Annotated in this window: 23 protein-coding genes; 15 read left to right on the top strand and 8 right to left on the bottom strand. The window is 50.2% G+C overall.

Annotation, left to right across the window (positions count from 1 at the left end; translation table 11 throughout):
• Positions 1-13 precede the first annotated feature (13 nt).
• Genes IRJ25_RS02620 through IRJ25_RS02605 form a run of 4 tightly spaced genes read right to left on the bottom strand, consistent with a single transcriptional unit; the run spans position 14 to position 2,749 of the window.
• Positions 14-292, bottom strand: coding sequence for a Fe-S cluster assembly protein HesB (locus tag IRJ25_RS02620; protein WP_074036072.1), 279 nt, complete (start codon positions 290-292; stop codon positions 14-16).
• Positions 289-2,046 (bottom strand): arsenical pump-driving ATPase, encoded by a 1,758-nt coding sequence (arsA, locus tag IRJ25_RS02615; RefSeq protein ID WP_269317732.1) that lies wholly within the window; start codon positions 2,044-2,046, stop codon positions 289-291. Before arsA ends, IRJ25_RS02620 begins: the two co-directional genes overlap by 4 nt.
• Before the next feature lie 12 nt (positions 2,047-2,058).
• Positions 2,059-2,418: an arsenite efflux transporter metallochaperone ArsD gene (gene arsD, locus IRJ25_RS02610; RefSeq protein WP_214690570.1), complete on the bottom strand. Its 360-nt coding sequence runs from the start codon at positions 2,416-2,418 to the stop codon at positions 2,059-2,061.
• Between the two features lie 13 nt (positions 2,419-2,431).
• Entirely contained in the window at positions 2,432-2,749 is a 318-nt protein-coding gene (locus tag IRJ25_RS02605) for an ArsR/SmtB family transcription factor (RefSeq protein WP_269317730.1), read from the bottom strand.
• A 234-nt stretch (positions 2,750-2,983) separates the two neighbouring features.
• On the opposite strand from IRJ25_RS02605, the gene IRJ25_RS02600 reads away from it, so the two are divergent.
• From IRJ25_RS02600 to IRJ25_RS02565, 8 genes are all read left to right on the top strand, one after another.
• Positions 2,984-4,456, top strand: a complete 1,473-nt coding sequence (locus IRJ25_RS02600; protein ID WP_214782121.1) for a SulP family inorganic anion transporter — start codon at positions 2,984-2,986, stop codon at positions 4,454-4,456.
• Positions 4,457-4,526: 70 nt separating this feature from the next.
• The gene (locus tag IRJ25_RS02595) at positions 4,527-4,940 is read left to right on the top strand and encodes a universal stress protein (RefSeq protein ID WP_269317729.1); all 414 of its coding nucleotides are present in this window, start codon (positions 4,527-4,529) and stop codon (positions 4,938-4,940) included.
• Positions 4,941-5,052: 112 nt separating this feature from the next.
• Positions 5,053-5,259 (top strand): PLD nuclease N-terminal domain-containing protein, encoded by a 207-nt coding sequence (locus IRJ25_RS02590; RefSeq protein ID WP_012727079.1) that lies wholly within the window; start codon positions 5,053-5,055, stop codon positions 5,257-5,259.
• Positions 5,256-6,104, top strand: a complete 849-nt coding sequence (locus IRJ25_RS02585; protein WP_074036066.1) for an ABC transporter ATP-binding protein — start codon at positions 5,256-5,258, stop codon at positions 6,102-6,104. Before IRJ25_RS02590 ends, IRJ25_RS02585 begins: the two co-directional genes overlap by 4 nt.
• On the top strand, positions 6,104-6,862 hold the full coding sequence (locus tag IRJ25_RS02580; protein ID WP_269317728.1) for an ABC transporter permease: 759 nt from the start codon (positions 6,104-6,106) through the stop codon (positions 6,860-6,862). Before IRJ25_RS02585 ends, IRJ25_RS02580 begins: the two co-directional genes overlap by 1 nt.
• 92 nt (positions 6,863-6,954) lie before the next feature.
• On the top strand, positions 6,955-8,712 hold the full coding sequence (locus tag IRJ25_RS02575; RefSeq protein WP_269317727.1) for a C39 family peptidase: 1,758 nt from the start codon (positions 6,955-6,957) through the stop codon (positions 8,710-8,712).
• A 191-nt stretch (positions 8,713-8,903) separates the two neighbouring features.
• The gene (locus IRJ25_RS02570; RefSeq protein ID WP_269318234.1) at positions 8,904-10,127 is read left to right on the top strand and encodes an exo-beta-N-acetylmuramidase NamZ family protein; all 1,224 of its coding nucleotides are present in this window, start codon (positions 8,904-8,906) and stop codon (positions 10,125-10,127) included.
• Between the two features lie 110 nt (positions 10,128-10,237).
• Positions 10,238-11,137 (top strand): CAP domain-containing protein, encoded by a 900-nt coding sequence (locus IRJ25_RS02565; protein ID WP_264092825.1) that lies wholly within the window; start codon positions 10,238-10,240, stop codon positions 11,135-11,137.
• Between the two features lie 87 nt (positions 11,138-11,224).
• Here the strand turns inward: IRJ25_RS02565 and IRJ25_RS02560 are convergent, their stop codons facing one another.
• Positions 11,225-11,623 carry a hypothetical protein gene (locus IRJ25_RS02560; RefSeq protein WP_269317726.1) on the bottom strand — a complete coding sequence of 133 codons (399 nt, stop codon included), beginning with the start codon at positions 11,621-11,623 and terminating at the stop codon, positions 11,225-11,227.
• Positions 11,624-11,767: 144 nt separating this feature from the next.
• On the opposite strand from IRJ25_RS02560, the gene IRJ25_RS02555 reads away from it, so the two are divergent.
• From IRJ25_RS02555 to IRJ25_RS02545, 3 genes are read left to right on the top strand one after another with little or no spacing between them, the layout of a single operon-like run.
• Positions 11,768-12,700, top strand: coding sequence for an ABC transporter ATP-binding protein (locus tag IRJ25_RS02555; protein ID WP_269317725.1), 933 nt, complete (start codon positions 11,768-11,770; stop codon positions 12,698-12,700).
• Positions 12,701-12,710: 10 nt separating this feature from the next.
• Positions 12,711-13,844: an ABC transporter permease gene (locus IRJ25_RS02550; protein WP_269317724.1), complete on the top strand. Its 1,134-nt coding sequence runs from the start codon at positions 12,711-12,713 to the stop codon at positions 13,842-13,844.
• Positions 13,831-14,931, top strand: coding sequence for an ABC transporter permease (locus tag IRJ25_RS02545; protein WP_269317723.1), 1,101 nt, complete (start codon positions 13,831-13,833; stop codon positions 14,929-14,931). The genes IRJ25_RS02550 and IRJ25_RS02545 overlap by 14 nt, the downstream gene beginning before the upstream one ends.
• Positions 14,932-14,970: 39 nt before the next feature.
• Here the strand turns inward: IRJ25_RS02545 and IRJ25_RS02540 are convergent, their stop codons facing one another.
• Positions 14,971-17,655, bottom strand: a complete 2,685-nt coding sequence (locus IRJ25_RS02540; protein WP_269317722.1) for an HD domain-containing phosphohydrolase — start codon at positions 17,653-17,655, stop codon at positions 14,971-14,973.
• 200 nt (positions 17,656-17,855) lie between these two features.
• Here IRJ25_RS02540 and IRJ25_RS02535 point away from each other — a divergent pair, with 200 nt between their 5' ends.
• From IRJ25_RS02535 to IRJ25_RS02520, 4 genes are all read left to right on the top strand, one after another.
• Positions 17,856-18,164, top strand: coding sequence for a PadR family transcriptional regulator (locus tag IRJ25_RS02535; protein WP_031422630.1), 309 nt, complete (start codon positions 17,856-17,858; stop codon positions 18,162-18,164).
• 4 nt (positions 18,165-18,168) lie between these two features.
• A complete protein-coding gene (chrA, locus tag IRJ25_RS02530) occupies positions 18,169-19,353 on the top strand; it encodes a chromate efflux transporter (RefSeq protein ID WP_214781896.1) in 1,185 nt (394 codons plus the stop codon).
• Between the two features lie 153 nt (positions 19,354-19,506).
• The gene (locus IRJ25_RS02525; protein WP_269317721.1) at positions 19,507-21,342 is read left to right on the top strand and encodes an acyltransferase family protein; all 1,836 of its coding nucleotides are present in this window, start codon (positions 19,507-19,509) and stop codon (positions 21,340-21,342) included.
• A gap of 113 nt (positions 21,343-21,455) precedes the next feature.
• Positions 21,456-22,196, top strand: a complete 741-nt coding sequence (locus IRJ25_RS02520) for a zinc ribbon domain-containing protein (RefSeq protein ID WP_269317720.1) — start codon at positions 21,456-21,458, stop codon at positions 22,194-22,196.
• Positions 22,197-22,235: 39 nt separating this feature from the next.
• Here IRJ25_RS02520 and IRJ25_RS02515 read toward each other — a convergent pair whose 3' ends face one another.
• Positions 22,236-23,933, bottom strand: coding sequence for a zinc ribbon domain-containing protein (locus tag IRJ25_RS02515; RefSeq protein ID WP_269317719.1), 1,698 nt, complete (start codon positions 23,931-23,933; stop codon positions 22,236-22,238).
• Positions 23,930-24,355, bottom strand: coding sequence for a zinc ribbon domain-containing protein (locus tag IRJ25_RS02510; protein ID WP_269317718.1), 426 nt, complete (start codon positions 24,353-24,355; stop codon positions 23,930-23,932). Before IRJ25_RS02510 ends, IRJ25_RS02515 begins: the two co-directional genes overlap by 4 nt.

Genomic DNA, 24,355 nt, shown 5'->3' with positions numbered 1-24,355 from the left:
CTCTATTTATTTTTTAGCAACTCGGCTGCAAACCGTGCAACACGAGTGTCATTCCCTCTTCTGTTGATTCAACGTCGAGCGTGACGTTCGCGGACAACGCTGTAGCTTCGTTCGCCACGGCAAACGTAAGGTCGTCGAAGTGCTTCACCTCATCGGTCGCTTCCGGTGTCGCTACGGCCAAACCTAGTGTCGGTCCACAGCAACCGGCCTCCGTGATGATGCGGACCGATTTTGTCTGCTCCTCCTCTAGCGCTGTTTTTAAGTAATCGATGGCTTCATTCGTGATGTTCATTTCACTTCCTCCTTCAATAGTTGGGATAACGCGGAATATCCGACTGGCAAATGTTCTTGCCAGGCGAGTATCGTCGGACGCCGATAGCTGTTCACACGTTCGAGCCATAGGACTTCATTCGCGACTTTCGCGGTCAATAGTTTGCTCGTGACATCGAGTGGCGTGAACGATTGATTAACGACCCAAGCGAACGGTAGAATCTTAGCCCGATTCAAATCTGCTACGAGTCGTTCAGCTTCATATACCGGCGTCGCTTCAGGCAAGGTCGTGATGATGACGTGCGTTTGTTTCGGATCACGTAATTTCGGCAACAAATCTCGGACTGCTTCCGGGACAACGCCAGTCGAGCGTTCGAGTTCGCGATGATAACTCTCGGTCGCATCTAACAGAAGAAGCGTGTGTCCGGTCGGTGCCGTATCGATGACGACGAAACGGTCTTTCGCTTTCGCCACCTGGTTCGCAAAGGCACGGAAAACGGCGATTTCTTCGGTGCACGGCGAACGCAGGTCCTCCTCGAGCATCATACGTTGCTCTTCATTCAGGTCCCCTGCTTCCTTGAACACCTCCTGTCGATACCTCTCAATTTCAACTTTCGGGTCAATGGCATCGACCGTGAACGTATCTGCAATGTTTGTCCCAATCGTGAAAGCGACATGAGCGGCCGGATCCGTCGTCGTCAAATGAACAGAGTGCCCTCTTTCATGAAGCGCGACCGCAATCAGCGAAGCGAGTGTCGTCTTCCCGACGCCACCTTTCCCCATCGTCATGATGACACTTGGACCGTCCGCCTCAATCTCATCAACGAGTCGATCAAGTGATCCGTAACGACTCGAATCATAACATGCATCTGCGACAGCGACCGTCTCTCCGTTTACAAAGCGCCGAAGTGCAGAGACACCAATCAGATTTTCGTAAGCATATGGAAGTTTGAATGCCTCGAGGTCAGTTATGCCTTCAGGAAGTTCACGGAGTGCTTGTTGCTGACGCTCGATGAGCCGCTTCGTGTATCGGTCTGCCCCTTCATCCTGTTGGACAAGACCGTTGATGATGAGCTGCATTCGCTCGATGCCGATGGCGCGAAGTTCGGTCGCGGCACGCTCCGCTTCGATGAGTGTGGATGTTTCGGGACGGGCAACGAGAAGCAGTGTCGTCTCTTTACCATCAGTGAGCGTCTCAACTGCCTTTTTGTACTGCAATTGTTTGTCAGCTAAACCGGCAAGCGGACCAAGGCAAGACGCACCTGTCGTGTTCGTCTCCAAAAATTCATCCCATGCACTCGGCAAGGTGAGTAGGCGCAACGTATGACCAGTCGGTGCCGTGTCAAAGATGACGTGATCGTACGCCTCACGGGCTGACACGGACGTCAACAAGTCCGTAAATTGGTCGAATGCCGCAATCTCAACCGTACAGGCACCGGATAATTGCTCTTCCATCGAGTGAATGGCCACGTCCGGTAATACACCTCGATAAGGTCCGACCATGCGTTCCATATATTGTTTTGCCGCTTCTTCGGGATCGAAGTTGGAGATGGCAAGCTTTGTTTCCGGAACGAGGCGCGGCGTCTCATCGAGTTCCATCTCAAACACGTCTTGTAAATTACTGGCCGGGTCGGTCGAAACGAGTAAGACACGCTTGCCACGGTCGGCGAGCGTCAGGGCGAGGCTTGACGCTGTCGATGTCTTCCCGACGCCACCTTTCCCGGTCAAGAACACATAACGGGTCGGTTCAATCGTATGAAAATCAAATGTCTTCATGAGCATATCTCCTTATTTCTTCAGTGAGATGCGAACTTTCGGCTTTTCTCCATCTTTCTTGGCAAATGCGTCAACCGGTAGTCCCGTCAACTCCGCAATTTCTTCATCTGTTAAATAGGCACCCCGTTTTACGATTTTTCCATCAACTACTGTGAGCGGGAGCATCTCGAGCCCGTTTGCAATTTCAGCTTGCACCTTGACATTTTCAACGAATCGATTCGGTTCCGATGCCAGATTATAACGAGCAACATCGAAGCCTCGCTGTTTTAACACGTAGTGAATTGTCGCCACTCGCGTCAGTTCTGGATCGATGGATGGACCACATAATCCTGTTGGACAGCACATTGCCGGTTCAAACACTTCAAGTTTCATCGTTGACTCCTCCTTAAATTGCACATTCGGTGTCACAGTCGCAACTCACATCGATTGTCTCAATCTTGTCGAGCAAATCGACGACAATCCCATAAAAAGCGCTCGTCTCATTCAATCGATAGTGGATCCATTGTTTGTCTCGGCGCTCTAATAACAGTCCAGCCTGACGCAACATCTTCAAATGACGGCTGATTGCCGGCTGTGAGATGTCAAAACAGTCGACGAAACTACACGCACACTGTTCTCCCGCTTCCATCTGTTTCAGCATGGTCAATCGAGTCGGATCACCGAGCACCTTGAGTACTTTGCTTAATTCTTCTGCAGTGTACATTTCCACTTCCCCTTCCTGTATAACCTAATTGTTATATAACGTATCCGTTATGAAATTACCATACTTTTCAACTTCATTCAATTGTCATTTCAAAAAAAATCCGTTATGATGAAACACGTTGTGAAAACACGTAACGTTGGAACATTTCCTTTCATATTAATGTGGCATTTGATCTTCGTGAGACTCGAAGATCAAAGTCAAAATATAAAGAGAGGTGTGTTCTTCTTGGAAAAAATGAATACAATCAAACAAGACTGGCTCGGTAACGTCCGAGCAGACGTCCTTGCGGGGATTGTTGTCGCTCTCGCCCTCATCCCTGAGGCGATCGCGTTCTCACTCATCGCTGGCGTCAACCCGATGGTCGGGCTCTATGCTTCGTTCATCATCGCCATGGTGATTTCAATCGCAGGCGGTCGCCCTGCGATGATTTCGGCTGCGACCGGTGCGATGGCGCTCGTCATCGTCTCACTCGTCGCCGACCATGGTCTTCAATATTTGCTGGCCGCTGGGATTCTAACGGGTGTCATTCAAATCGTACTCGGTTATCTCGGCATCGCCCGCTTAATGAAGTTCATTCCACGCGCCGTCATGGTTGGCTTTGTCAATGCGCTTGCCATTCTGATTTTTCAAGCGCAACTATCCAACTTTGAAGGGGAAAGCTGGATCATCTGGGCAATCGTCGCCGCGTCACTCGCCATTATCTTCTTATTTCCGCGAGTCACAAAAGCCATCCCTGCACCACTTGTCGCCATCGTCGTCATGACGATTTTAGCCATCACACTCGGTCTCGATACGAAAAATATCGGAGACATGGGAACAATCTCAGCAACACTCCCGGAATTTTTATTCCCGAACGTCCCGTTGACGTTTGAAACGTTGTTGATCATTCTTCCTTACTCGATTTCCCTCGCATTCGTCGGATTGATCGAGTCGCTCTTGACGGCACAAATCGTTGACGATATGACAGGAACGGACTCAAACAAAAACCGTGAATCGCGCGGACAAGGGATTTCGAACATCATTGCTGGGTTCTTCGGTGGGATGCCAGGATGTGCGATGATTGGGCAATCGGTCATCAATGTCTCATCGGGTGCTCGTGGACGTCTGTCGACACTTACAGCCGGTCTCGCGCTCTTCGTCATGATCATGACAATCAGCGACGTGCTCATGCTGATTCCGGTCGGCGCGCTCGTCGGGGTCATGTTCTTCGTCTCCTATGCGACGTTTGACTGGGGTTCGCTCAAAGCGATGCGTACCGCCCAAAAATCGGATACGGTCGTCATGCTCGTCACCGTACTCATCACCGTCGTCACACATGATTTGTCACTCGGTGTACTCGCCGGGATTTTGACAGCAGCAATTCTCTTCGCTGCTAAAATCTCAAAAATCGATCTCGAGCGAAAGATCGATGCCGACAAGGCTCATTACATGGTGAACGGTCAGCTCTTCTTCGCCTCGACATCTGAATTCGTCAATCAGTTCGATGTGACAGAGGATGCTGAAGCCGGTATCCAAACAGTCACCATCGACTTTGCGAACACGCATCTTTGGGACGACTCTGCCATCGGGGCAATCGATAAGGTCATCTTCAAATATCGGGAAGTCGGAATCGAACCGGAACTGCTCAACTTGAACAAAGACTCGGAAAAACTGCTCAACACTCTCGCCCTTCACTTGAAGCAACAAGACGCGAACGCAGGACACTGATTCATCATTTCCCCGTTTCGCCAAATCACCTATACTAAAAGTAGAACGTGCGAAAGAGGAGGAGTTTTTCATGGGAAAGGTATTTTTAGCGGCAGATGGTTCTGCCCACTCGAAACGTGCGCTAGAAAAAGCGATTCAGCTCGCAAAGGCGTCGAATGCATCGATTGATATCGTGCACGTCATCAGTGCGAAGGAATCGAAAGAAGCGGCCCTCAATTCGACAGGGAAAATCGACTTGGAGACGAAGCGACAGCAGATGCTCAAGCCACTGTTCGATTTGACGGAAGCAGAAGGCATTGCCTACGAATACATCGAACTTCGTGGGGAGCCGGACGTCGAGCTCGTCAAATATGCGAACCATGAACCATACGAATACGTCGTCGTCGGATCACGTGGATTGAACACGTTCCAAGAGTTCGTGCTCGGTAGCGTGAGTCATAAACTGGCCAAACGAGCTCTCGCTCCTGTCATTATCGTGAAATGATGCATCGTCCCCATCTCCGTCGTGAGATGGGGATTTTTTGTGTCACATACAGGGGACATACCGTTCATGTAGAATGTTTTAAAGACAGCTAATTCAAAAGGAGGTTCTCGCGATGGACATCGCAAATGACCCGAATACACTTTTTCTCATCTTACTACCTGTTTTGATTTTGCAACTCATCCTTCTCGTCGTCGCCTTGATTGACTTGTTCAAACGCGACATGACGAATGGCCCGAAATGGGTATGGCTTCTCGTCATCGTCTTCATCAACATACTCGGCCCAATCGTATACTTCTTATGGGGACGGACTCCGCGATGAAAATCACACATGTAACGAAGCGATTCGGCGCCTTCACGGCGCTCGATGATGTCAGTTTCGAATTACGACCGGGTTGCACGTCCCTCCTTGGAGAAAACGGTGCCGGGAAGACGACGCTTTTGAACTTGCTCGCCCGCGTCACCGAACCGACAAGTGGCGATATGACCGGACATGAACGTATTCGGATCGGCTATTTGCCTCAGCGCCCTGCCCTCTATCCATCGTTGACTCCCGTCGAGACGATTCGGTATGCCGCTGAATTGACGGGGACCAAACACGTCGAGCCGATTCAACTATTGAAACGAGTCGGGCTCGAACCGGTCGACCGGCCGGCAGCGAACTTATCGGGAGGGATGCGACAGCGTCTCGGGATTGCCCAAGCGCTCGTCCATGACCCGGAACTCTTACTGCTCGATGAACCGGTCTCGGCACTCGACCCACGCGGTCGACGAGAAGTACTCGATCTATTAAGTGACTTGAAACGAGAGCGAATGATCCTGTACTCGACGCACGTCCTGCCGGATGCCGAAGAGGCAAGTGACTGGGTGCTCCTGCTTCGACAAGGCAAATTGCTCATGGAAGGAACCGTGACCGACCTGCTCGGTTCGAAGTCGACCATTGAACTACGTCTCTTTGACGATGGGACGACCGATGCAGACTGGACGCAGTTAGAAGGCGTGACCCGAACAACCAAACGTGGTTCGACGTGGACGTTTGAGTCAACGGACCGGAATCTCGCCGAACGGGCGATTTTGCGGCGCATCCTGGAACGGAATCTCATCATCCAATCACTACACGTCGGGCACCCGTCACTCGAATCTTTATTCTTGGAGGTGAACGCCTGATGCGTATCGCAATCTTTAAACAGGAATGGCGAGAGTCATGGTCGAACAAACGACTCATTTGGATCCCAATCGTGCTCATGCTCCTTGCCTCGATGCAACCGCTCACGCTCTATTTTCTACCAGATATCCTCGCTTCCGGTGGCAATTTACCGGACGGCGCCGTGATTGATCTCCCGACACCGACACCAGAAGAAGTGTTGATTTCAGTCAGTGAACAGCTTCGCCAAATCGGTCTTCTCGTCGTCTTGTTGTCGGCGATGCATACGTTCAGTCATGAGCGGACGAACGGAACGCTCGCTTGGCTCAAGTCGTTACAAATCCCGACGTCTCGCATCGTTATCAGTAAATGGGCACATTACGTCCTATTGACGGTCGGTGGTCTCGTACTCGCCCAATTAGCGGCCGCTTACTATACGGTTATTCTTTTCGAGGCGTTTGATGTAACCGCATTTCTCATATCTACAGCACTTCTTGTCTTTCATTTCGTCGTTCAGCTCTCCATCTTCATTCTCCTCGCTGCGATGATCGAGAGCGGTGTTGTCGCAGTCGTCTTGACGCTCGGTCTTCATTTCGTCATGTCGCTCCTCATCGGCTGGGTCGACCTCGATTGGATGCCATGGATGCTCGGTCCACTATCGAGTCAGGTGTTCTTGACAGAAGTGAATCTCGTGTGGCCGATTGTGACCGGAACCGTTGTCGTCATCCTATCCCTGTATATGGCGTCGAAACGACTTCGGTTCATGAGTCATACGGCGTAAACGTCTGACCTTACAAATGATTCATTTGCCACAGCTTCATCTTGGATAAATATGGGTATCTCTTCTGTATGCATACAGAGGAGGTCACATGAATGACATGGAAAAGAAGGGTCGGCATCGGTCTGTTAATCGGTGCAGTGTGGACGAGTCCACAGTTCGCGTCCGCTGAGGGTTCATTCCAACAGACGGAGGATGGCATCGTCTATACATCGAGTGACGGGACGGTGTTGACAGGGTGGCAAGTAATCGAGGGTCATACGTACTATCTGAATGAAGATGGTACCCTCCTCACAGGTTGGCAGGAAATCGAAGGTGCTACATATTATTTTGAGACAGACGGTCGACTCATCACGGGTCCCCATGCAGTCAACGGCACGACATACACATTTGACGAGAACGGGAAGCTACTCACCGGATGGCAAGAACGCGATGGTCTCGTCTATTATTACGACGAAACCGGTCAAGCCGTCACCGGCTTCCAGACAATCGAAGGCAAACGATATTACTTCAATGAGGACGGGGTCCGACTCTCGGGATGGCAACAGTTTGGTGACGCCAAACATTATTTCTTCCCAGACGGCACCATTCGTACAGGCATGTACACGATTGACGGCAAGAAATATTATTTGATGGAGCAAGGAAAGATGGCGACCGGATGGCAGACGATCGGCACACGACGCTATTATTTCGGGACTGACGGGGTACGTCGACAAGGTCTCACCCGAATCGGTGAAAAAGTGTATGGATTTCATCCCTACTATGGGTATCGCCTCGAAGGGTTGCATCGGATTAACAATCGTCACTACCTGTTCGGAAAATACGGCGATCGTAAGTATGGCCTTCAACAGATAAATGGTGTTATGTACGGCTTCCATCCGACCTATGGCTACCGACTAGAAGGTGTCCACACATTGAATGCACGCGTCTATTCATTCGACCCATATGGACGTCGTGAGTACGGATTTCAAACGGTCGATGGGAAGAAGGTCGGATTCCACCCGACTTACGGATACCGCCTGCAAGGGAAATTCCGATTAGATGGAAAGACGTATCACTTCCATTCAACCGGTGTGCCGGAAAAAGGATGGAAATATACGACCCAGTACGAATATTATGCTCCGGCCTTGACGAAAAAGACGGATTGGCAAGCCATCGACGGCAAGTGGTATTACTTTGATACATACGGAAAGATGTATCAAAACCGTCGTGTCGGAAACGCCTCGTTCGATGCGCGTGGTGCTTATTCTCAGGCACTGTCCGTCTATAAGATGAGCGTCCCGCTCTATCGTCAGTTCCCGATGGGGTATCCGTCAGGCTGCGAGTTCTTCTCCCTCAAAATGGCACTTGAAGAAAAAGGGCGTGCCGTCAGCGCCTCGACCTTATATAACGAGATGCCAAAGAGTATGTGGAACGCTCGCTATGAGAACCGTCTCTATCGCTGGGTCGACCCGAACGTCATGTTCACAGGAGATCCGAAAGGGACGCTCGGAAAATATAAGAACTATGGGATTTATCCAAAAGGCATGATTGAATTCGCCAGTAAGTATCGTCCGGTGAAAGACTTGTCCAATCAAGGGCTCGGCTCGATCGAACGCGAACTGTCGATGGGCAACCCGGTCATCGTCTGGGCGAGTGTCGACTTCAACAAACCATACGGCTACTTCAACTGGTATACCGCTTCGAACAAGAAGTTCACCGGCTACGTTAACTATCATGTCATGTTGGCAACCGGCTATGACAAGTCAAACTTGTATATCAACGACCCATATCGCGGTCGCTTGGTCATCCCTAAGTCAAAAGTGAGCGCCGTCATGAGCGCGACGGGATGGAAAGCGCTCGCGGTCAGATGAGTAAATAGGAACGTGTCTTTCATCGAAGGACACGTTTTTTATGTCCGATTAGGAGAAAAGTACGAAATTAAGAAATATAAATTCCTATTTTTATTATTAAATATTGAAATTAAATTTCTGAATGGTACACTCCTGTTAAGAAATCGAAGCGCTTACATGAATCGAAGGAGGAGTTTCTGATGAAAAAGTGGATGGGTGGTATGGCTGCGTTGACGATTCTCACGACTTCCATCGTCTGGTTGGATGCCGATGCGAAGTCTGAACCGAAAAAACCAAAGGTCGAACTCGGGGTCGACCGATTGATGGAAAACCCGGAAATTTTGAAAGGAAAACGGGTCGGACTAATCACGAATCCGACCGGGATCAACGCGGAGAGAACGAGCATCGTCGACCTATTTGACCAGTCCGATGACTTCGAGTTGACGGCATTGTACGGACCAGAGCATGGCGTTCGGGGAGATGCCCAAGCCGGATCGACGGTCAGTTCCTACATCGATGACGTGACGGGGTTGCCTGTATATAGCCTATATGGTGCCACGAAGAAACCGACTCCTGAGATGCTACAAGATGTCGACGTGCTCGTCTTTGACATCCAAGACGTCGGGACACGCTACTATACGTATATCTATACGATGGCGTATGCGATGGAAGCCGCTGCCGAGAACGGGATTCCGTTTGTCGTCCTCGACCGTCCGAACCCGCAAGGCGGGCTTCGCGTTGACGGTCCGGTGCTCGACCCGGATCACTCCAGTTTCATCGGTCTCTATCCGATTCCACTAAAGCATGGGATGACCGTCGGTGAACTCGCGCGACTGTTCAACACCGAGTATCAGATTCAAGCCGACCTTGAAGTCGTAAAAATGAAAGGTTGGAAGCGTTCGATGATGTATGAGGACACGGGACTCCCGTTCGTCATGCCGTCCCCGAACATGCCGACGACCGACACGGTCAATGTTTACCCTGCGACCGGATTGTTTGAAGGAACGAACTTATCCGAGGGGCGCGGGACGACGAAACCGTTTCAGCTGATCGGCGCGCCGTATATAAAAGCGCATGAATATGCGAATGAGCTGAACGGGCTCGACTTGCCAGGTGTCGCTTTCCGGGCTGCCTCGTTCACGCCGACGTTCTCAAAACACGCGGGCAAACTGACGCACGGGGTTGAGGTCTATGTCACTGATCCAGCTCGATTCGAATCGACAAGAACTGGGATTGCGATGATTCAAATGGCTCACAGCATGTATCCGGACGACTTCGAGTTTTTAGCGAATGACTTCATCACGAAATTGACAGGAAACGCCTACGTGAAAGATATGATTCTCGAAGGAGCTCCGCTTGAAGACATCCTGACGAAAATCGAGGACGAGCGGGACGCGTTTCTCCCAATTCGGAAAGAGTATTTACTGTATAAATGAAGCAAGGATGGGCTCACGAAGAGTCCATCCTTTTTGTAATGAAATGGTAAAACCAAAAATCACCCAAACGATATAGAATATAGGGAGTCCCACAAAAGGAGTCGATTCCATTGAAGAAGCATATCTCTCTACTGCTCACCATCATTCTGACACTCAGTGTGATCGGGTCGCCCTTCTCTATCAACCGCGTCCAAGCATATTATGAGACGTCGATCAACACGACCGGTTACGTGACCAACATTAGTCAACTCAATGTCCGGCAGTCGCCTTCTTTGAGCGCGAAACGACTTGCACTCATCCCACGAGACGGTTCGATGCGTGTCCGGACATCGTTCCAATTGGACGGTGTGCGCTGGTATAAGATTCAATGGGGCAGCGGCTACGCTTATCTGCCCGCCAAGTATGTCCGCTTGTCCACTGCCGAGGTGAAGTTCACGAAACCGACGTACGTCAAACCGTCGAGCGTTTATTTAAAATCACGTCCGCTCACGACCTCTTCGAACGTCAAGTTCGTCCGGCAGGGTACAGAACTTGAGACCGTGTCATATCGCTATACCGGTACATCACGATGGTACAAGGTGCGCTACGGTTCATACACTGGGTACATCCTCGCCCATCATGTCAGTTTCACGTCGCCCGTCAACGTGTTGACCGAGACAAACAAAGAACGGAAGGCTGCCGGTCTCTCTCTTCTCGCCGCTTCGAGTGAGGCGAATCGTGTCGCCCAAGTCCGTGCCGATGAGATGGCGCGTACGGGTCAATTCTCGCACACGCTCAAGGAGAACGGTACACCAGGGGACACGTTAGACGCTTACAGTGTCTCGTATCGGGGCTGGGGGGAGAACATCTATAAAGGATCGAGCGACCCAGTCCGGGCGGTCGATGCGTGGATGAACAGCAGCGGTCATCGCGCGAATATCTTGAATGCGAATTATACGCACCTCGGGATTGGCAAAGCGACCGATGCCCAAGGGTCGACCATCCATGTTCAAATCTTTTTGACGAAATAACCGCTGAAGGACAGTCACGTCGTGGCTGTCTTTTTTTCGCCAATTAAAAAAGCGGATTCGCATCCGCTCTCGAGCCTTACGCACTTCTTATATCTCATGCTCTTTCACGAGCACACGAAAACGCGGTCGGACGGTCAATTCGATTGACGTCACGGTCCGCTTTCGATCTTCAGCTAGGACGATCAATAACTCTGCGTGGTCTCGCCGGTCTTCTAAAATCTCGACCTTGCTGACGGTACGGAGCAGTTGATAATATACGAGCTCCCCGTCCACACCTTTAATATTGATTTCAAACTCGTGATAGCTTGGTGATATTTTAAAGTAGAACGTCTCCCCATGCTTATTCGTGAAACGAAAAATCGACTCATCATAATAGAACGGGAGTGTCGAATCCATTCGTTTCGGTTCGACTGTACAAAACGCAGAAAGCACGATTTCGTCCGGGAACAATTCCCCCTCTTGTTTATTGAATTGCCATCCTTTCATCCAAATCCCTCATTTCAACACTATAATTATCTGAATAATTAGATTATTGCACATTTCAAGTGTTCCGGACAGGTAAATTCGTGACAATCCTCGAACACCTTTGTGTAGAACGAGAAACATTTCACATGAGAAAGGAGTATCACGATGTCCATTATCTCGCTCGACCATGTCACGAAACGGTTCGGGGATACGATTGCCTTGAACGACCTCACTCTGAAAGTGGAAGAAGGCGAACTCTTCGGGTTGCTCGGACCGAATGGTGCCGGGAAGACGACCGCCATTTCGGTCATGTTGAATCTGTACGAGGCGGACTCCGGTTCGATTCACATTTTTGGAAAAGCGATGCCAAAAGACGAAATGGCCATCAAACGCCGAGTCGGGATCGTGCCGCAACACGTCTCCGTCTATGATCAGCTGACCGTCTATGAGAACATCCAATTTTTTGCGGAGCTGTATGGATTCAGTCCGAAAGAAGCGAAACAAAAGACCGAGGCCGCGCTCCACTTCGTCGAACTCGATGCCCATCAAAAGAAACGTCCGCCCGAACTGTCCGGCGGTCTCCTACGTCGCCTCAATATCGCCTGTGGCATCGTCCATGAACCCGAACTCATCTTCATGGATGAACCGACCGTCGCCATCGACCCACAGTCGCGAAATACCATTTTAGAGAACATCCGCGAACTGAATCGCCGCGGTGCCACCATCATCTATACATCTCATTACATGGAAGAAGTCGAACTCCTCTGCGACCGAATCGCCATCGTTGATGAAGGAAGGATTATCGCAGAAGGAACACAGGACGAATTGAAAGACCGTGTCATGACACTCGAGACGGCCCGGATCAAAGTCGATGCGCTCACACCAAATTTGCTCGAACGTCTCGACGCACTCGAACACGTTCAAAAAGTAGAGTATGAAGAACCGTATATCGAGGTGTCGTTAGACAAAGACACGCCGCTTGCCCCGCTCCTTGAGACGCTCCATCAAGAACGCGTCCACTTCACCTCCATCACGGTCGACCGCCCTTCCCTCAATACCGTCTTTTTGGCATTGACGGGGAAGACGCTCCGGGAATAGGAGGGACGTCATGTGGACTTTCATCAAATATGATGTGAAACAGCGGCTTCGTGATCGTGCCACCCTCTTTTGGATGCTCACCTTTCCGCTCATCCTCATTTTCGGACTCGGGACGATGCTGTCGGCCGTCTTCAGTGACACGTTCAAACTTCCGGTCACGAACGTCGCCTACGTCGAGTCATCGACCGACCAATATCGAGAGCCGCTCGAGGCTTTTTTAAAAGAGGAAGACATTCAAGCCTTCATCCGACTTGTCCCATACGTCGATCTCCAATCTGCCGAACAAGGTGTGAACGATGGCGATGCCGATGTCATCTTGCAACTCGATGGACCTGACATCACACTCTTCTATGAGGAACCGACGACGGTCGAGTTCGACGTCCTCGATGCCATCCTAGGTCAGTATACAGCCATCGCCAATCAACAGATCACGCTCGCGGAAGAAGGCGTGTCGGCCCCATATGTGAATGAGGCTTGGCTCGATACGGAAAGTGTCGACTTAGCAGGACGTACCCCGACCTCGCTCGAGTATTTCACCGTCACGATTTCAATCATGACGGCATTGTTCGGGTCGTTTTATATCACATCGATGGCACGAGAAGAGCAACCGAATACAGGCAGTTACTTACGCATCCAAGCGGCCCCAGTCCGAACGGTTCAATATCGACTTGCGCGGACGTTCAGTCGCTACGTCATCATCTTGATGCAGCTTATCCTCTTGTTTTGGTTCAGCCACTTCGTCTATCGCACATTCGACTTGGCGAACGTACAGTTCGGCTATCTGATTCTGTCTTGGCTCGCCTTGACCGCGTACGGGGTCGCCATCGGATTTCTGATTGTCAACTTGCCGAAGTTGAGCGCGACGACAAAGGATGCGATCGTCAACGGATTCGTCGCCATCCTCATGATCTTATCCGGTGGCTATGTCCCCGGTTTTGACCAAGTGACGCTGAACTATGCGCCGTGGGCTGCCTACGTGTTCATGCCGATTTTCATGCGGGACGGAATGCTAGCCGTCCTCCTACGTGAAGGTGACATGAATCTGTATTGGCAAAGTCTCGGATTGCTCGGGATTCATCTCCTCATCTTGATCGCATTCAGCTACATTCTCTCGAAAGGGGTGAAGCGTCATGGTACTCATTAGACATGTGGCCAAACGGATGCTTCGAAAGAAAGGGCTGTGGGTGTTCACCTTCGTGTCGATGTTCGGTTTCGCGCTCATCCTCTCCTTCGTCGGTGGAACGTCCAGTTTGAACGCATCCATCGGGATTGTCGACCGGGACGGTGGACTTCTCGCCGAACGCCTCATTGACGAGGCCGAACGGTTTGGTCGGGTCACGTTGCTCGAGTCGAACACGGATGATGTCTTGTTAGAAGGAGAAGATATCGTCCTCATCATTCCTGATGACTTCACAGAACAGGCGTTCACAGGAGAGATGCCTCGTCTTTCCTTCTCTGCAATCGCCGGGAGTGATGCCTCGTTAATCGAGCAAGCACTGAACGGTTATCTGTCCCGCGAACGCCAACTGCTCGAAGCGAACGGCTACGATAGAGCAACGTTCGAACAGCTTGCGTCAAAAGAGACGTCGAACGGTTACACACTTTCAAGTGAACCGTTCCAGGAAAGTGTCGCCACGACCGCCCGAACACAAGCTTTCTTCGGTCTGTTGTCGTTCATCATGATGTCGACCTTTCTCCAGTTCATTCCTATGTTTGTCGCGGATGATCGGGACGAGAAGATCTATGCGCGGTTGTTCGCCTCACCGGTGACACCAAGGCGTTACTTCGCCTCCCTGCTACTAGCCTTTTATCTCGTCGGCTTCATCTACGTGATGCTGTTGATTGGCGTGAGCCTCGCTTTATACGGTCAGGATGTATGGACACATCTCCCGACCGTATTCGCCTTGTTTTCTTCCTATCTGCTCGTCTGTCTAGCCCTCGGTGGTCTCATCGCCGTGTTTGCGACGAATCGGGAGAAGGCGAACATCTTTCAAATCTCGGTTACGATGGCATCCGCCATCACCGGCGGGGCGTTCATCAGCCTGCTCTGGTTGCCGGATTCATTGAAACTTGTCGGTCGTTTCCTGCCGACCTATTGGTTGAATAACGGTGTCATCACGATGTATGAGGGTCAGTTCCCGTATCCCTCCATCCTTGTCATGATTGGCATGACCGGAGTCGTCTTCCTCCTCACCATCCTCGTGTTGAAGAAACGACCCCTAACCGTCTAATACAAAAGCGAGCCCCCCATATTCAGGAGGACTCGCTTTTTATTGTTGAAGTGTCGGTACGACTTTTTCAAAGAAGACGTCGACGAGAGATGGGTCAAACTGTTTGCCCGCCTCTTGTGAGATGATGGCGAGTGCCTCGTCAATCGTCTTCGCCTGTCGATACGGTCGCCCCGTCACCATGACATCGAACGTATCCGCAATTGCGATGATTCGTGAAGCAAGAGGGATCTCAAAATCTTGTAGCCCTTTCGGATAGCCTTTCCCGTCCCATCGTTCATGGTGCGCCAAGACAATTTCCGATAAGGCGACATATTCGGGTACGGTACTTAAAATATTGTAACTGATTTCCGGGTGGCGTTTGATTTCATACCATTCCGATTCGGTCAGCGCGCCCGGTTTATCCAAAATATCGTTGCTGATTGCCACTTTTCCTATGTCATGGAGAATAGCGGCCGTTCGAATCTCATTCACTTCAGCATTCGTGAAGCCCATCGCTTCTGCCAGTTGCCCCGCTAAATTGGCGACTCGTTGAGAATGCGCTTCTTCTCGTGGAATCTTCTCATACAGCGTGCGCATGATGATTTGAATGGAATGGTGGCGTCGACTCTGCTTTTCAGAAACCTTGTGGTGATACATCCGATCTTCCGCTAAATTGAACACCTCGGTCAATTCGACATTCGAGTCATGTTTGACCGCTTCACCGAATGATGCGGAAATCGGTAATCCTTCAACCGTCTGCTCGTGGAAGAGACGACCGAGACGATCCGACAGCTGTTTCGCCTCATCGAGCGTCGTATTCGGAGAGATCACGACGAACTCATCGCCTCCGACTCGTGCCACTTCATCTTTCGCGCGCAATTCATTTCGCAAAATATTCGCCGCTTCGACGAGCAGCTGGTCTCCGACCAAGTGTCCGAACGCATCGTTCGTGAGCTTCAACCCGTTGATATCGATGACGATGAGTGTGAGCGGATAAAAGTGGTCATCATCATAGCGCTCCAACGCCTCTTCAAAGTAACGCCGGTTTTTAATGCCCGTCAATTGATCGTGGTAACTGAGATACTCAATCTCTTTCTCATATGTTTTCTTCTCCGTGACATCTCCGATATAACCGTGCCACAACACGTGACCATCCGCTATCTTTTCCGGACGGGATGATCCTAAAATCCAGACGGTTCGTCCGTCCTCGGTCAAGACGCGAAACTCAGCATCCCAAATCGTCAAGTTGCGATAGGACTCATCAATCGACTGCATGACAAGCGGATAATCATCCGGGTGCATCCGTCGGAAGACAAGACTCGCGTCCGTCTGTACCTCTTCTGCCGAAATCCCCAGCATATCTTCAAAGCCTCGGCTAAAGAATGGGAAGTTGAAACTTCCATCAGGCAATAATTCGAATTGATAGATGGCACCCGGGATTTGATCGGACAATTTCGTCAAGAGGCGGTCCCGATCGGCCAATTTTTCTTCCAATTGGACTCGGTCTGTCACGTCCTTGGCGACCGCATAAATATAATTCCCTTGAAGTTTGCAATGCCACTCGATCGATCGATACGTATCGTCGATCGTCCGGAAACGGTTGATGAAGCGGAACAACTCACCACGTTCCTCAAGTTCCATAAACGCCGCTTCCGTGATGGTATCATCATCCGGGTGAACTAGACTAAGAAAGTCGATATTCTCCAGCTCATCAAGTGAAAACCCTAAAATTCGTTCCCATGCATCATTCAAATGGAGCACTTGTCGTGTGTTGAAGGCCATGATGCATTCCAAGTCGAGCGTTCCAAATCCATCGAACATTGATTTCTTTGTTTCACCTACTTGACGGTCCGCTTTTGTCAATTGCTGGAGTACGTGGTCTAGGTATAACTCGACGAGACCGAGACGGTTCGCTTGTTTCCCCTGCTCCATCACAATCGTCAAATCCCCGTATAAAATACCGTCCTTCTCGATTTTGAAGAGAACGACTTCTCCAAGCGAGAAGATTCGAAGTAGATTTTTGACGAGACGCGTTGGAAGCGCACCATCAATAAGTGGACCAATCCCATCAAATACAAGAGGATTTGAATGTTTGAATAGGTCGCGTCGCTGATCCGTCATCGGCCATTTCCTTCCGACCGGATGAAATCCAAGGATGTCGAGACTTCTCTCTAACATCTCATCCATGCCCGATAATGCCACTGTCGTATACGATTCGCCATCCGCTTCCATCAAATTGAGTGCGACCGCCTTCGCTCCGGTGAAGTCACGGATTTGGTCAAGAAATTGTTGATTCATCAACAAGTCACTTCCGGTTGAGACGAAGCGATGCGATACGTTGACGAGTTGTTTTAACGCATTGTTCTCTTGAACGTGTGGCGTGATGTCGTGGAACATGACGGACACAAATCCTGTTCGTTGGCTAAACACGGACATCTCGAACCAACATTTATTACGACGTGAATAGTGTTCAAACGTCACGGTACCCCCATCACTGACGACACGTGCCACTTGAATCATCCACTCCCGTTCACTATATTCAAAATCTTTTAGGGCGCTTGACACTTTTTCTCCGATGAAGTGTTTTCGCTTCCCTTTCATGATCTTCTCAAAAGCAGGATTCACTTCAAAAAATTCATAGTCAACCGGCTCCGAAGCGTCGTCGTAAATCACTTTAAACTCGACGTAGCCTTGGGGCATATAACGTAACAATGTATCGTATGAAGAATGAATGGGGTTTGTCACGTCACTTCCTCCTCAGCAAATAAAATCTCCACTTAGTTTACCTCATTTGTGATAGATTCCCTATTTTTTCCGAACTCATTCCCAACTTTTGATTTAAAGTTTTCGTAAACTGCATGCTCTTCCCTTGTCCCAGTCTCAATCTTTTGTTAGACTGATTTCGAAAACCGATATCGAATTTCGATATTAAGGAGATGACACGTATGGAAGACCGCGTCTTGCGGAAACTGTTTCTCGGATTCATCCACATCCATATTTTGCACCACGCCGCGGAACACCCCGTGTACGGAGCATGGATGGTCGATGAGCTTCGGGAGCACGGGTACGAAATCAGCGCCGGGACGCTCTACCCGATCTTGCACGGGATGGAGAAAGACGGGCTCTTGATTCGTGAAAATGAGACGGTCGATGGACACGTTCGCAAAAACTACGTGACGACCGAAAAAGGACTTTCTGTGTTGGCGGAAGCCCGTCAAAAGGCATACGAGTTATTCAAAGAAATTAAGGAGTGAAGATATGACGACACAACGTGTGACGTTCAAGACGTTACTAGAGATTTTATTCGTTTCAACGAGGCTCGGTCTCACCTCATTCGGTGGTCCGGTCGCCCACCTCGGTTACTTCCACGAGGAATATGTGAGACGACGCAAATGGATGGATGAGAAAGCTTACGCCGACCTCGTCGCCTTATGCCAATTCTTGCCCGGACCGGCGAGTTCACAGGTCGGGATTGGGATCGGGATTGTCCGCGGTGGCATATTAGGTGGGATCACCTCGTTCATCGGCTTCACGACGCCGTCGGTCGTTGCCCTCATCCTATTCGCTTTATTGTTATCCGGACTCGACGTCTCCGATGCAGGCTGGTTATACGGCTTGAAAGTCGTCGCTGTCGCTATCGTCGCCCATGCCATCTTAGGGATGGCGAGTAAACTGACACCTGATACAAAGACACGAACGATTGCCTTTTTTGCCTTGGCAGGCGTCCTACTCTGGCAAACGACGTTCAGTCAGGTATTGTTCATTCTCCTCGCGGCCTTCGCAGGATTCCTGTTGTTCAAGCCGGACCGTCTCGATACGAAATCGAGTGCGTTCCCGATTTCGAAACGTCTCGGGACCGTTCTGCTGTCGATTTTTGGGGCACTTCTCGTCATCTTACCGATTTTACGGGAGACGTTTGAGAATCAGACGATTGCCTTGTTCGATAGCTTTTACCGGGCCGGTGCCCTCGTCTTCGGCGGCGGACATGTGGTCTTGCCACTACTAGAACGAGAACTTGTACCAGCTGGTTTCTTGAGTGAAGAAGCCTTCCTTGCAGGATACGGTGCCGCTCAGGCCGTTCCTGGTCCGCTTTTCACGTTCGCTTCTTATCTTGGAACGGTGATTAACGGTGTGCCGGGTGGTATCCTTGCGACGGTTGCCATTTTCTTGCCGGCCTTCTTGCTCATCCTCGGAGCACTTCCGTTTTGGGACGCGCTCCGTCACAACCCGAAAGTCGCCGGTGCCCTCATCGGTGTCAACGCGGCGGTCGTTGGGATTTTGATTGCGGCATTCTACAGCCCGATCTTCACGAGTACCGTCAACGATGCGGTCGACTTCGTGTTCGCTGCCTTCCTGTTCGTGATGATTGCTTATTGGAAGTTACCACCGTGGGCACTCGTCATCGCCGGGGTACTCGGTGGAACGTTGATTAATCTGATGTAAGGTGCAAGGGACCTCGTGTCCCTTTTTTTATTGGATTTTTACGTCATTTGATTGTTAATCTTTTGAAACCATTCCCTCCTCCACGCTCGTTATACTGAAGAATGGATTCAAAAATAAGGGAAATGTCCGCTTTACTAGAAAGGAAGTGGGGGCATGCAACCACTCAAACATACAACGTATATGCCTGGTCTCGACGGCTTGCGCACGTTCGCCGTCTTGGCTGTGATTTTATATCATTTAAATGTACCTTACATACCCGGGGGATTCCTCGGTGTCGATGTCTTCTTCGTCCTGTCCGGTTACTTGATTACCGGGATCTTGATTCGCGAATGGACGAAGACCGGCACAATCGATTTGAAAAAGTTCTACCTCGCGCGTTTCCGTCGTTTGTTGCCGGCACTCGTCTTGATGCTGTCGGTCGTGATGACGTATGTGACGCTGTTTGACCGCTCCTTGCTCGATACGGTGCGCCAAGATTCACTGGCGGCACTCGCCTATGTGAACAACTGGTGGTATATCTTTCACGAAGTCTCCTACTTCGAGAGTTTCGGAAAGCCATCACCGCTTCAAAATCTATGGTCTCTCTCCATCGAAGAACAGTTTTATGCGTTCTGGCCGTTGCTCCTACTCGTCGGTCTCGCGTTCCGGAAGCGATTGCTTCAACTGCTCGCTGCGCTTCTATTCGTCTCCGCCGCCTGGATGGCGTTCCGATATGTCCCGGAAGCCGATCCGAGCCGCGTCTACTACGGGACCGACACGCGATTGTTCGGTCTGCTCATGGGAGCCGTCCTCGCCTTCGGTTGGCGTCCGGACACGTTTAAAGAAACGATCCCGCATATCGGACGCCACATTTTGAACTGGACCGGCGCCGTTTCGCTCATCGTCATCGTTGGGATCATCAGTAACGTCAACGCCTACGATACATTCCTCTATTACGGAGGTTTCTTGCTCGTCGCTTTCCTATCCGCCCTATTGATTGCCGCTGTCGCCCATCCGGCGACCATTTGGTCACGACTGTTTGGAAGCGTTTGGCTTCGCGTGATCGGTACACGCACGTATGGGATTTACTTGTGGCACTATCCGGTCATCATTCTATCGACACCGCTCGATCGACTCGGGACGTTCTCGCCACTTCTTTCCGTCGGGCAAGTGGCGTTGACGCTTTTGATCGCCGAGTTGTCGTATCGCTTCGTCGAGACACCGATTCGTCGAAACGGATTCAAACAAGCGTTCCGTCAGCTCGTCTCAACACCGACGCACCCGAACGCACGCTTTGCCGCCACGGCATGTGCGACCGCGCTCTCACTCGTTCTCGTTGGGAATTTGACCATTCTGGCGTTCTCTGAGTCGAAGCCGGTCGAAGATGAAATTCCTGTCGTGAAAGTACCGATGCCAAAAGATGAGACAAAGGACGTTCCGAAAGAATCGGAATCTAAGGAAACAGAGGAAGTCCCGTCTGAAGATCAATCGACAAAAGAAAACAAAGCACCAACTGAAAAACCAGAAGAACGAACATGTCCACCGGCTCTCGCGATTGGCGATTCGGTCATGCTCGGATTGAACGAATATTTGGCAGATGCTTTCCCGAATATGAAAATCGACGCCCAAATCGGACGTCAAGTTCGCGATGCGATTCCAGTTGCCTCTCAGTACCAATCGTATAATGCTCCAGGTCACGTCGTGTTCCTCCATCTCGGAACGAACGGTGCCTTCAAAATGGAGCAACTCGAGACGTTGCTCAAGCAGTTCGAACGAGCAGATGAAATCTATTTGATCAACACACGTGTCCCACGTCCATGGGAGAGTGAGGTCAATAAAAAACTCGCTCGGGCCAGTGAGCTTCATGAGAACGTGTCCCTCATCGATTGGCATGAACGCTCAATCGGAAAGGAAGCGTACTTCGAAAGTGACGGGGTCCATTTAAATATTAAGGGCGCCGAAGCGTTTGGCCACGTATTGAACGAAGAAATCGGCTGTCAACCAAACTAGGCTCTTGCGAGTGCAAGAGCCTAGTTTTTAATTGACTCAAATACATAATCCCTCATTTCAGAACTCTTATGAAAGAGGTAAAATAATACTAAAAAATGGAAAGAGTGATTACTATGAACAAATGCACAGCATGCGGAGCGACTCTGAAGCGAGGGCAATCCCACTGTTCGCAATGTGGCACGAAAATCGAAACGTCATCGACCCGACTTCCCCTTTGGAAGTGGACCGTCCCGCTCGCCCTTGTGGCCGTGATCGGATTAGGGGTATGGTTATGGTCGGAATGGAACGAACCACTCGCCTCAAAAGAGACGACGACAGCAAAAGATGTACAACAATCGTTCTCTGCTTCGACGGAGGAAGAAGAAGCAGAAGAAGCTTCTGAAGTCGAAGAGGACGCCGCTCTCCCGGATACCGAAGCAGAAACGGGTGTGTTCTATGAACCAGTTTCCTATGACGAAATCGATCGGTTTATGTATTCTTTTATCGACGCTTTCACCAGTGCGACTTATTCAACGGATACATCCGAAGTCGAAACATTCCTTGCTGAGGGATCAACGTTCCAGTCACAGACATTAGATTACTTGAACAACACGCTCTTCGTCAAAGGCATCAAAGAAGACCACATATACACAGAAGTCATCTCTATTCAAGTGAACGGTGAAGATCGTGACTCGATTGAAGATGATGAAACCGCGACCGTCACCACGAATGAAGAGTACCGTATCATCAAAGAAGACGACTCTAGTGTGAGAGCGACATTCGAAACGACGTATGCAGTCCGGTATGAGGATGGCGACATGAAGATTGTGCAAAACCTTGGTTCCAATGAATTATCACGGGAAGAAGAATATTGAAAACAAGCACGGACAGGAGGCTGTCCGTGCTTGTTTCGCTTAGTTGATATTCAATTTTTTCATTCCCCAACCAAGGAGCGCCCCCATCGTGATCAAGACGAGCGCAATGAACGTTCCTGCGATACTCATTCCGTCCGTGGCAACGCCTAAAATCCGAACCCCGTTCAACTCAACGAACATGCCGTTATTCAAGAACCACTGCCAGACGATGAATGCAAGGAGTGCCGGAGCCACAAACCAGATTCCTGCCTGCCATGAGTGAACATGCCCCTTAGCGAACATAGCATAAATCACGACATTCAAGACTAATAATATCAGCAACCAGGAGAAGACACCGTCCTTGTACAACGCTTCAGAACGCGTTTCATCATTTGCGAGATCCGCCTCATACATTTCGGTCAACGTCCCAAAAATCATCGGTGAGACGGTGATCATATCGACAGGCTTGCCAATTGAATTGGCAGGTCCTTCGGTATCGGAGAATGATTGCCACAAGACATCCTCTACCCCACCAAATCCTTCGCTTACTGTTTCAATTGAATTCGCAATTTTTTCTGGGGCGGTCTCCCCAAACAACGACATGCCAATTTCATAAGAACCTAATGGAGATTGAAGTGAGAGTGCTTGCTCTCCTCCATGTCCGATAGTCTGCCAATTCATACTCGCCGCTTGTCCAGTCAAATACAGCATTTCTTCGCTGTCGACAAACTCGAGGCGTTCTCCCTCATCGATTTTACTGAGTTGAAGACCAAAGTAACCAATACCGACGAACGTCGATACGAGTGTGACGGTCAATAACGCACGAACGCCTTGTTGCGCAATCTTCCACTCTCCCTGGAACGGCATCGTAATCAAATAAGCCAACCCGAGAGCAAAGAGGACCATCAAGGTTGTCGCCGCAATGGTTTTGATCCATGCGACTTCAAAGAGTGGTGGATGAAAAGCGAAGGCGTAAATCAATCCATACCCGACGAGAACCGTCACCATGAATCCCGCCATACGACTGAACACATCGCTCAACGTCGATGTCTGTCGAATCAAGACATACACAACGGCAATCATCAAGAATATTCCACCATACATCATAAAGTAGTTTCCAAATTGAGCATCCACAGCCCCTTCGATTCGCAAGAAATCTCCAATCCCTGCACCGAGACTCGCGATAAACTGATTCACCTGTTCTGTCGTGACGGACCAGTACACTTTCGCACCGATGAGAAAAGCGAGGAACATCGTTGCATTAAACGACGAAATGTTAATTTCGAGTTCATCGGCAAGTGACGGAATGGCCTCCGCCGGTAGCATCGCGACTAGACTTCCTGCAATCAACAGGAGAACAAATAAAAATCCAAGACCGAGCATTGATCCGCGTATCACGTCTGTCTGATTGATACGTAATGACCGGAGCGATTCAGTTGAAAAGGACAACTTCATTGCGCCGTCTCGTTTTCCGGCCACTCGTCTCAATTGTGACATCACTTGTGTCCCGGTCGCGGCGACCGTACGAAGTGACTCTTCCATCCGATTGACACTTGTCGACGGTTCGAGTGCCGTTTGGCCGCAAGCATGACAATATAATTCATGCGCTGCCCTAGCATTGCCACAACTCGTACAAAATTGACCGGTCGATACGTCAAAACGATACGACGTATCTGTCCCTTCTAGTTGGACACCGTCCCGTTCACAATATTGATTGTGGTCCTCATTTGCATGACCACATTGGTGACAATATCTCATGCAGTCACCTCCATCTTCCCTCCACAGCATGCACAATACGAGGCATCAAGCGGTTGTGGGGAACCACAAGAATTGCATGCTTGTTTCGGACGGACGTCTGGTTGCGGGACCGGTGTACCACATGAACCACAGAATTTTGCATCCTTATCGAGCGATGCGTCACACGATGTACAGCGATGTGATTTGAGCGCTTCTTGCATATCTCGGATGCGCCGGCTCGCCTCATAGATGAGGACATCCTGTTCCATAATCTTCGCCACTTCTTCCGAACGTCCTTGCTGCATCAATTGACGATACTGCTGTTGTCCGAGTTCAAGAAGCAATTGCCCCCGAGCCTTTTTTGATTTTTCCATTCGAGCCTGTAAGTCCTTGATACTCTCCACTGTATCTAATAGCGCAGACTGCTGTTGCCACATTGTCAT

The sequence above is a fragment of the Exiguobacterium sp. KJ 601 genome (assembly GCF_027161185.1).
Taxonomy (GTDB): domain Bacteria; phylum Bacillota; class Bacilli; order Exiguobacteriales; family Exiguobacteriaceae; genus Exiguobacterium; species Exiguobacterium profundum.
The sequence above is the reverse complement of the archived record's forward strand: the minus strand, read 5'-3'. Positions and strand labels throughout refer to the sequence as shown.

Coding starts and splice junctions, on each gene's coding strand:
- IRJ25_RS02620 (WP_074036072.1), bottom strand. CDS start 292: ATGAACATCACGAATGAAGCCATCGATTACTTAAAAACAGCGCTAGAG.
- arsA (WP_269317732.1), bottom strand. CDS start 2,046: ATGAAGACATTTGATTTTCATACGATTGAACCGACCCGTTATGTGTTC.
- arsD (WP_214690570.1), bottom strand. CDS start 2,418: ATGAAACTTGAAGTGTTTGAACCGGCAATGTGCTGTCCAACAGGATTA.
- IRJ25_RS02605 (WP_269317730.1), bottom strand. CDS start 2,749: ATGTACACTGCAGAAGAATTAAGCAAAGTACTCAAGGTGCTCGGTGAT.
- IRJ25_RS02600 (WP_214782121.1), top strand. CDS start 2,984: ATGAATACAATCAAACAAGACTGGCTCGGTAACGTCCGAGCAGACGTC.
- IRJ25_RS02595 (WP_269317729.1), top strand. CDS start 4,527: ATGGGAAAGGTATTTTTAGCGGCAGATGGTTCTGCCCACTCGAAACGT.
- IRJ25_RS02590 (WP_012727079.1), top strand. CDS start 5,053: ATGGACATCGCAAATGACCCGAATACACTTTTTCTCATCTTACTACCT.
- IRJ25_RS02585 (WP_074036066.1), top strand. CDS start 5,256: ATGAAAATCACACATGTAACGAAGCGATTCGGCGCCTTCACGGCGCTC.
- IRJ25_RS02580 (WP_269317728.1), top strand. CDS start 6,104: ATGCGTATCGCAATCTTTAAACAGGAATGGCGAGAGTCATGGTCGAAC.
- IRJ25_RS02575 (WP_269317727.1), top strand. CDS start 6,955: ATGACATGGAAAAGAAGGGTCGGCATCGGTCTGTTAATCGGTGCAGTG.
- IRJ25_RS02570 (WP_269318234.1), top strand. CDS start 8,904: ATGGGTGGTATGGCTGCGTTGACGATTCTCACGACTTCCATCGTCTGG.
- IRJ25_RS02560 (WP_269317726.1), bottom strand. CDS start 11,623: ATGAAAGGATGGCAATTCAATAAACAAGAGGGGGAATTGTTCCCGGAC.
- IRJ25_RS02555 (WP_269317725.1), top strand. CDS start 11,768: ATGTCCATTATCTCGCTCGACCATGTCACGAAACGGTTCGGGGATACG.
- IRJ25_RS02550 (WP_269317724.1), top strand. CDS start 12,711: ATGTGGACTTTCATCAAATATGATGTGAAACAGCGGCTTCGTGATCGT.
- IRJ25_RS02545 (WP_269317723.1), top strand. CDS start 13,831: ATGGTACTCATTAGACATGTGGCCAAACGGATGCTTCGAAAGAAAGGG.
- IRJ25_RS02535 (WP_031422630.1), top strand. CDS start 17,856: ATGGAAGACCGCGTCTTGCGGAAACTGTTTCTCGGATTCATCCACATC.
- chrA (WP_214781896.1), top strand. CDS start 18,169: ATGACGACACAACGTGTGACGTTCAAGACGTTACTAGAGATTTTATTC.
- IRJ25_RS02525 (WP_269317721.1), top strand. CDS start 19,507: ATGCAACCACTCAAACATACAACGTATATGCCTGGTCTCGACGGCTTG.
- IRJ25_RS02520 (WP_269317720.1), top strand. CDS start 21,456: ATGAACAAATGCACAGCATGCGGAGCGACTCTGAAGCGAGGGCAATCC.
- IRJ25_RS02515 (WP_269317719.1), bottom strand. CDS start 23,933: ATGAGATATTGTCACCAATGTGGTCATGCAAATGAGGACCACAATCAA.
- IRJ25_RS02510 (WP_269317718.1), bottom strand. CDS start 24,355: ATGACAATGTGGCAACAGCAGTCTGCGCTATTAGATACAGTGGAGAGT.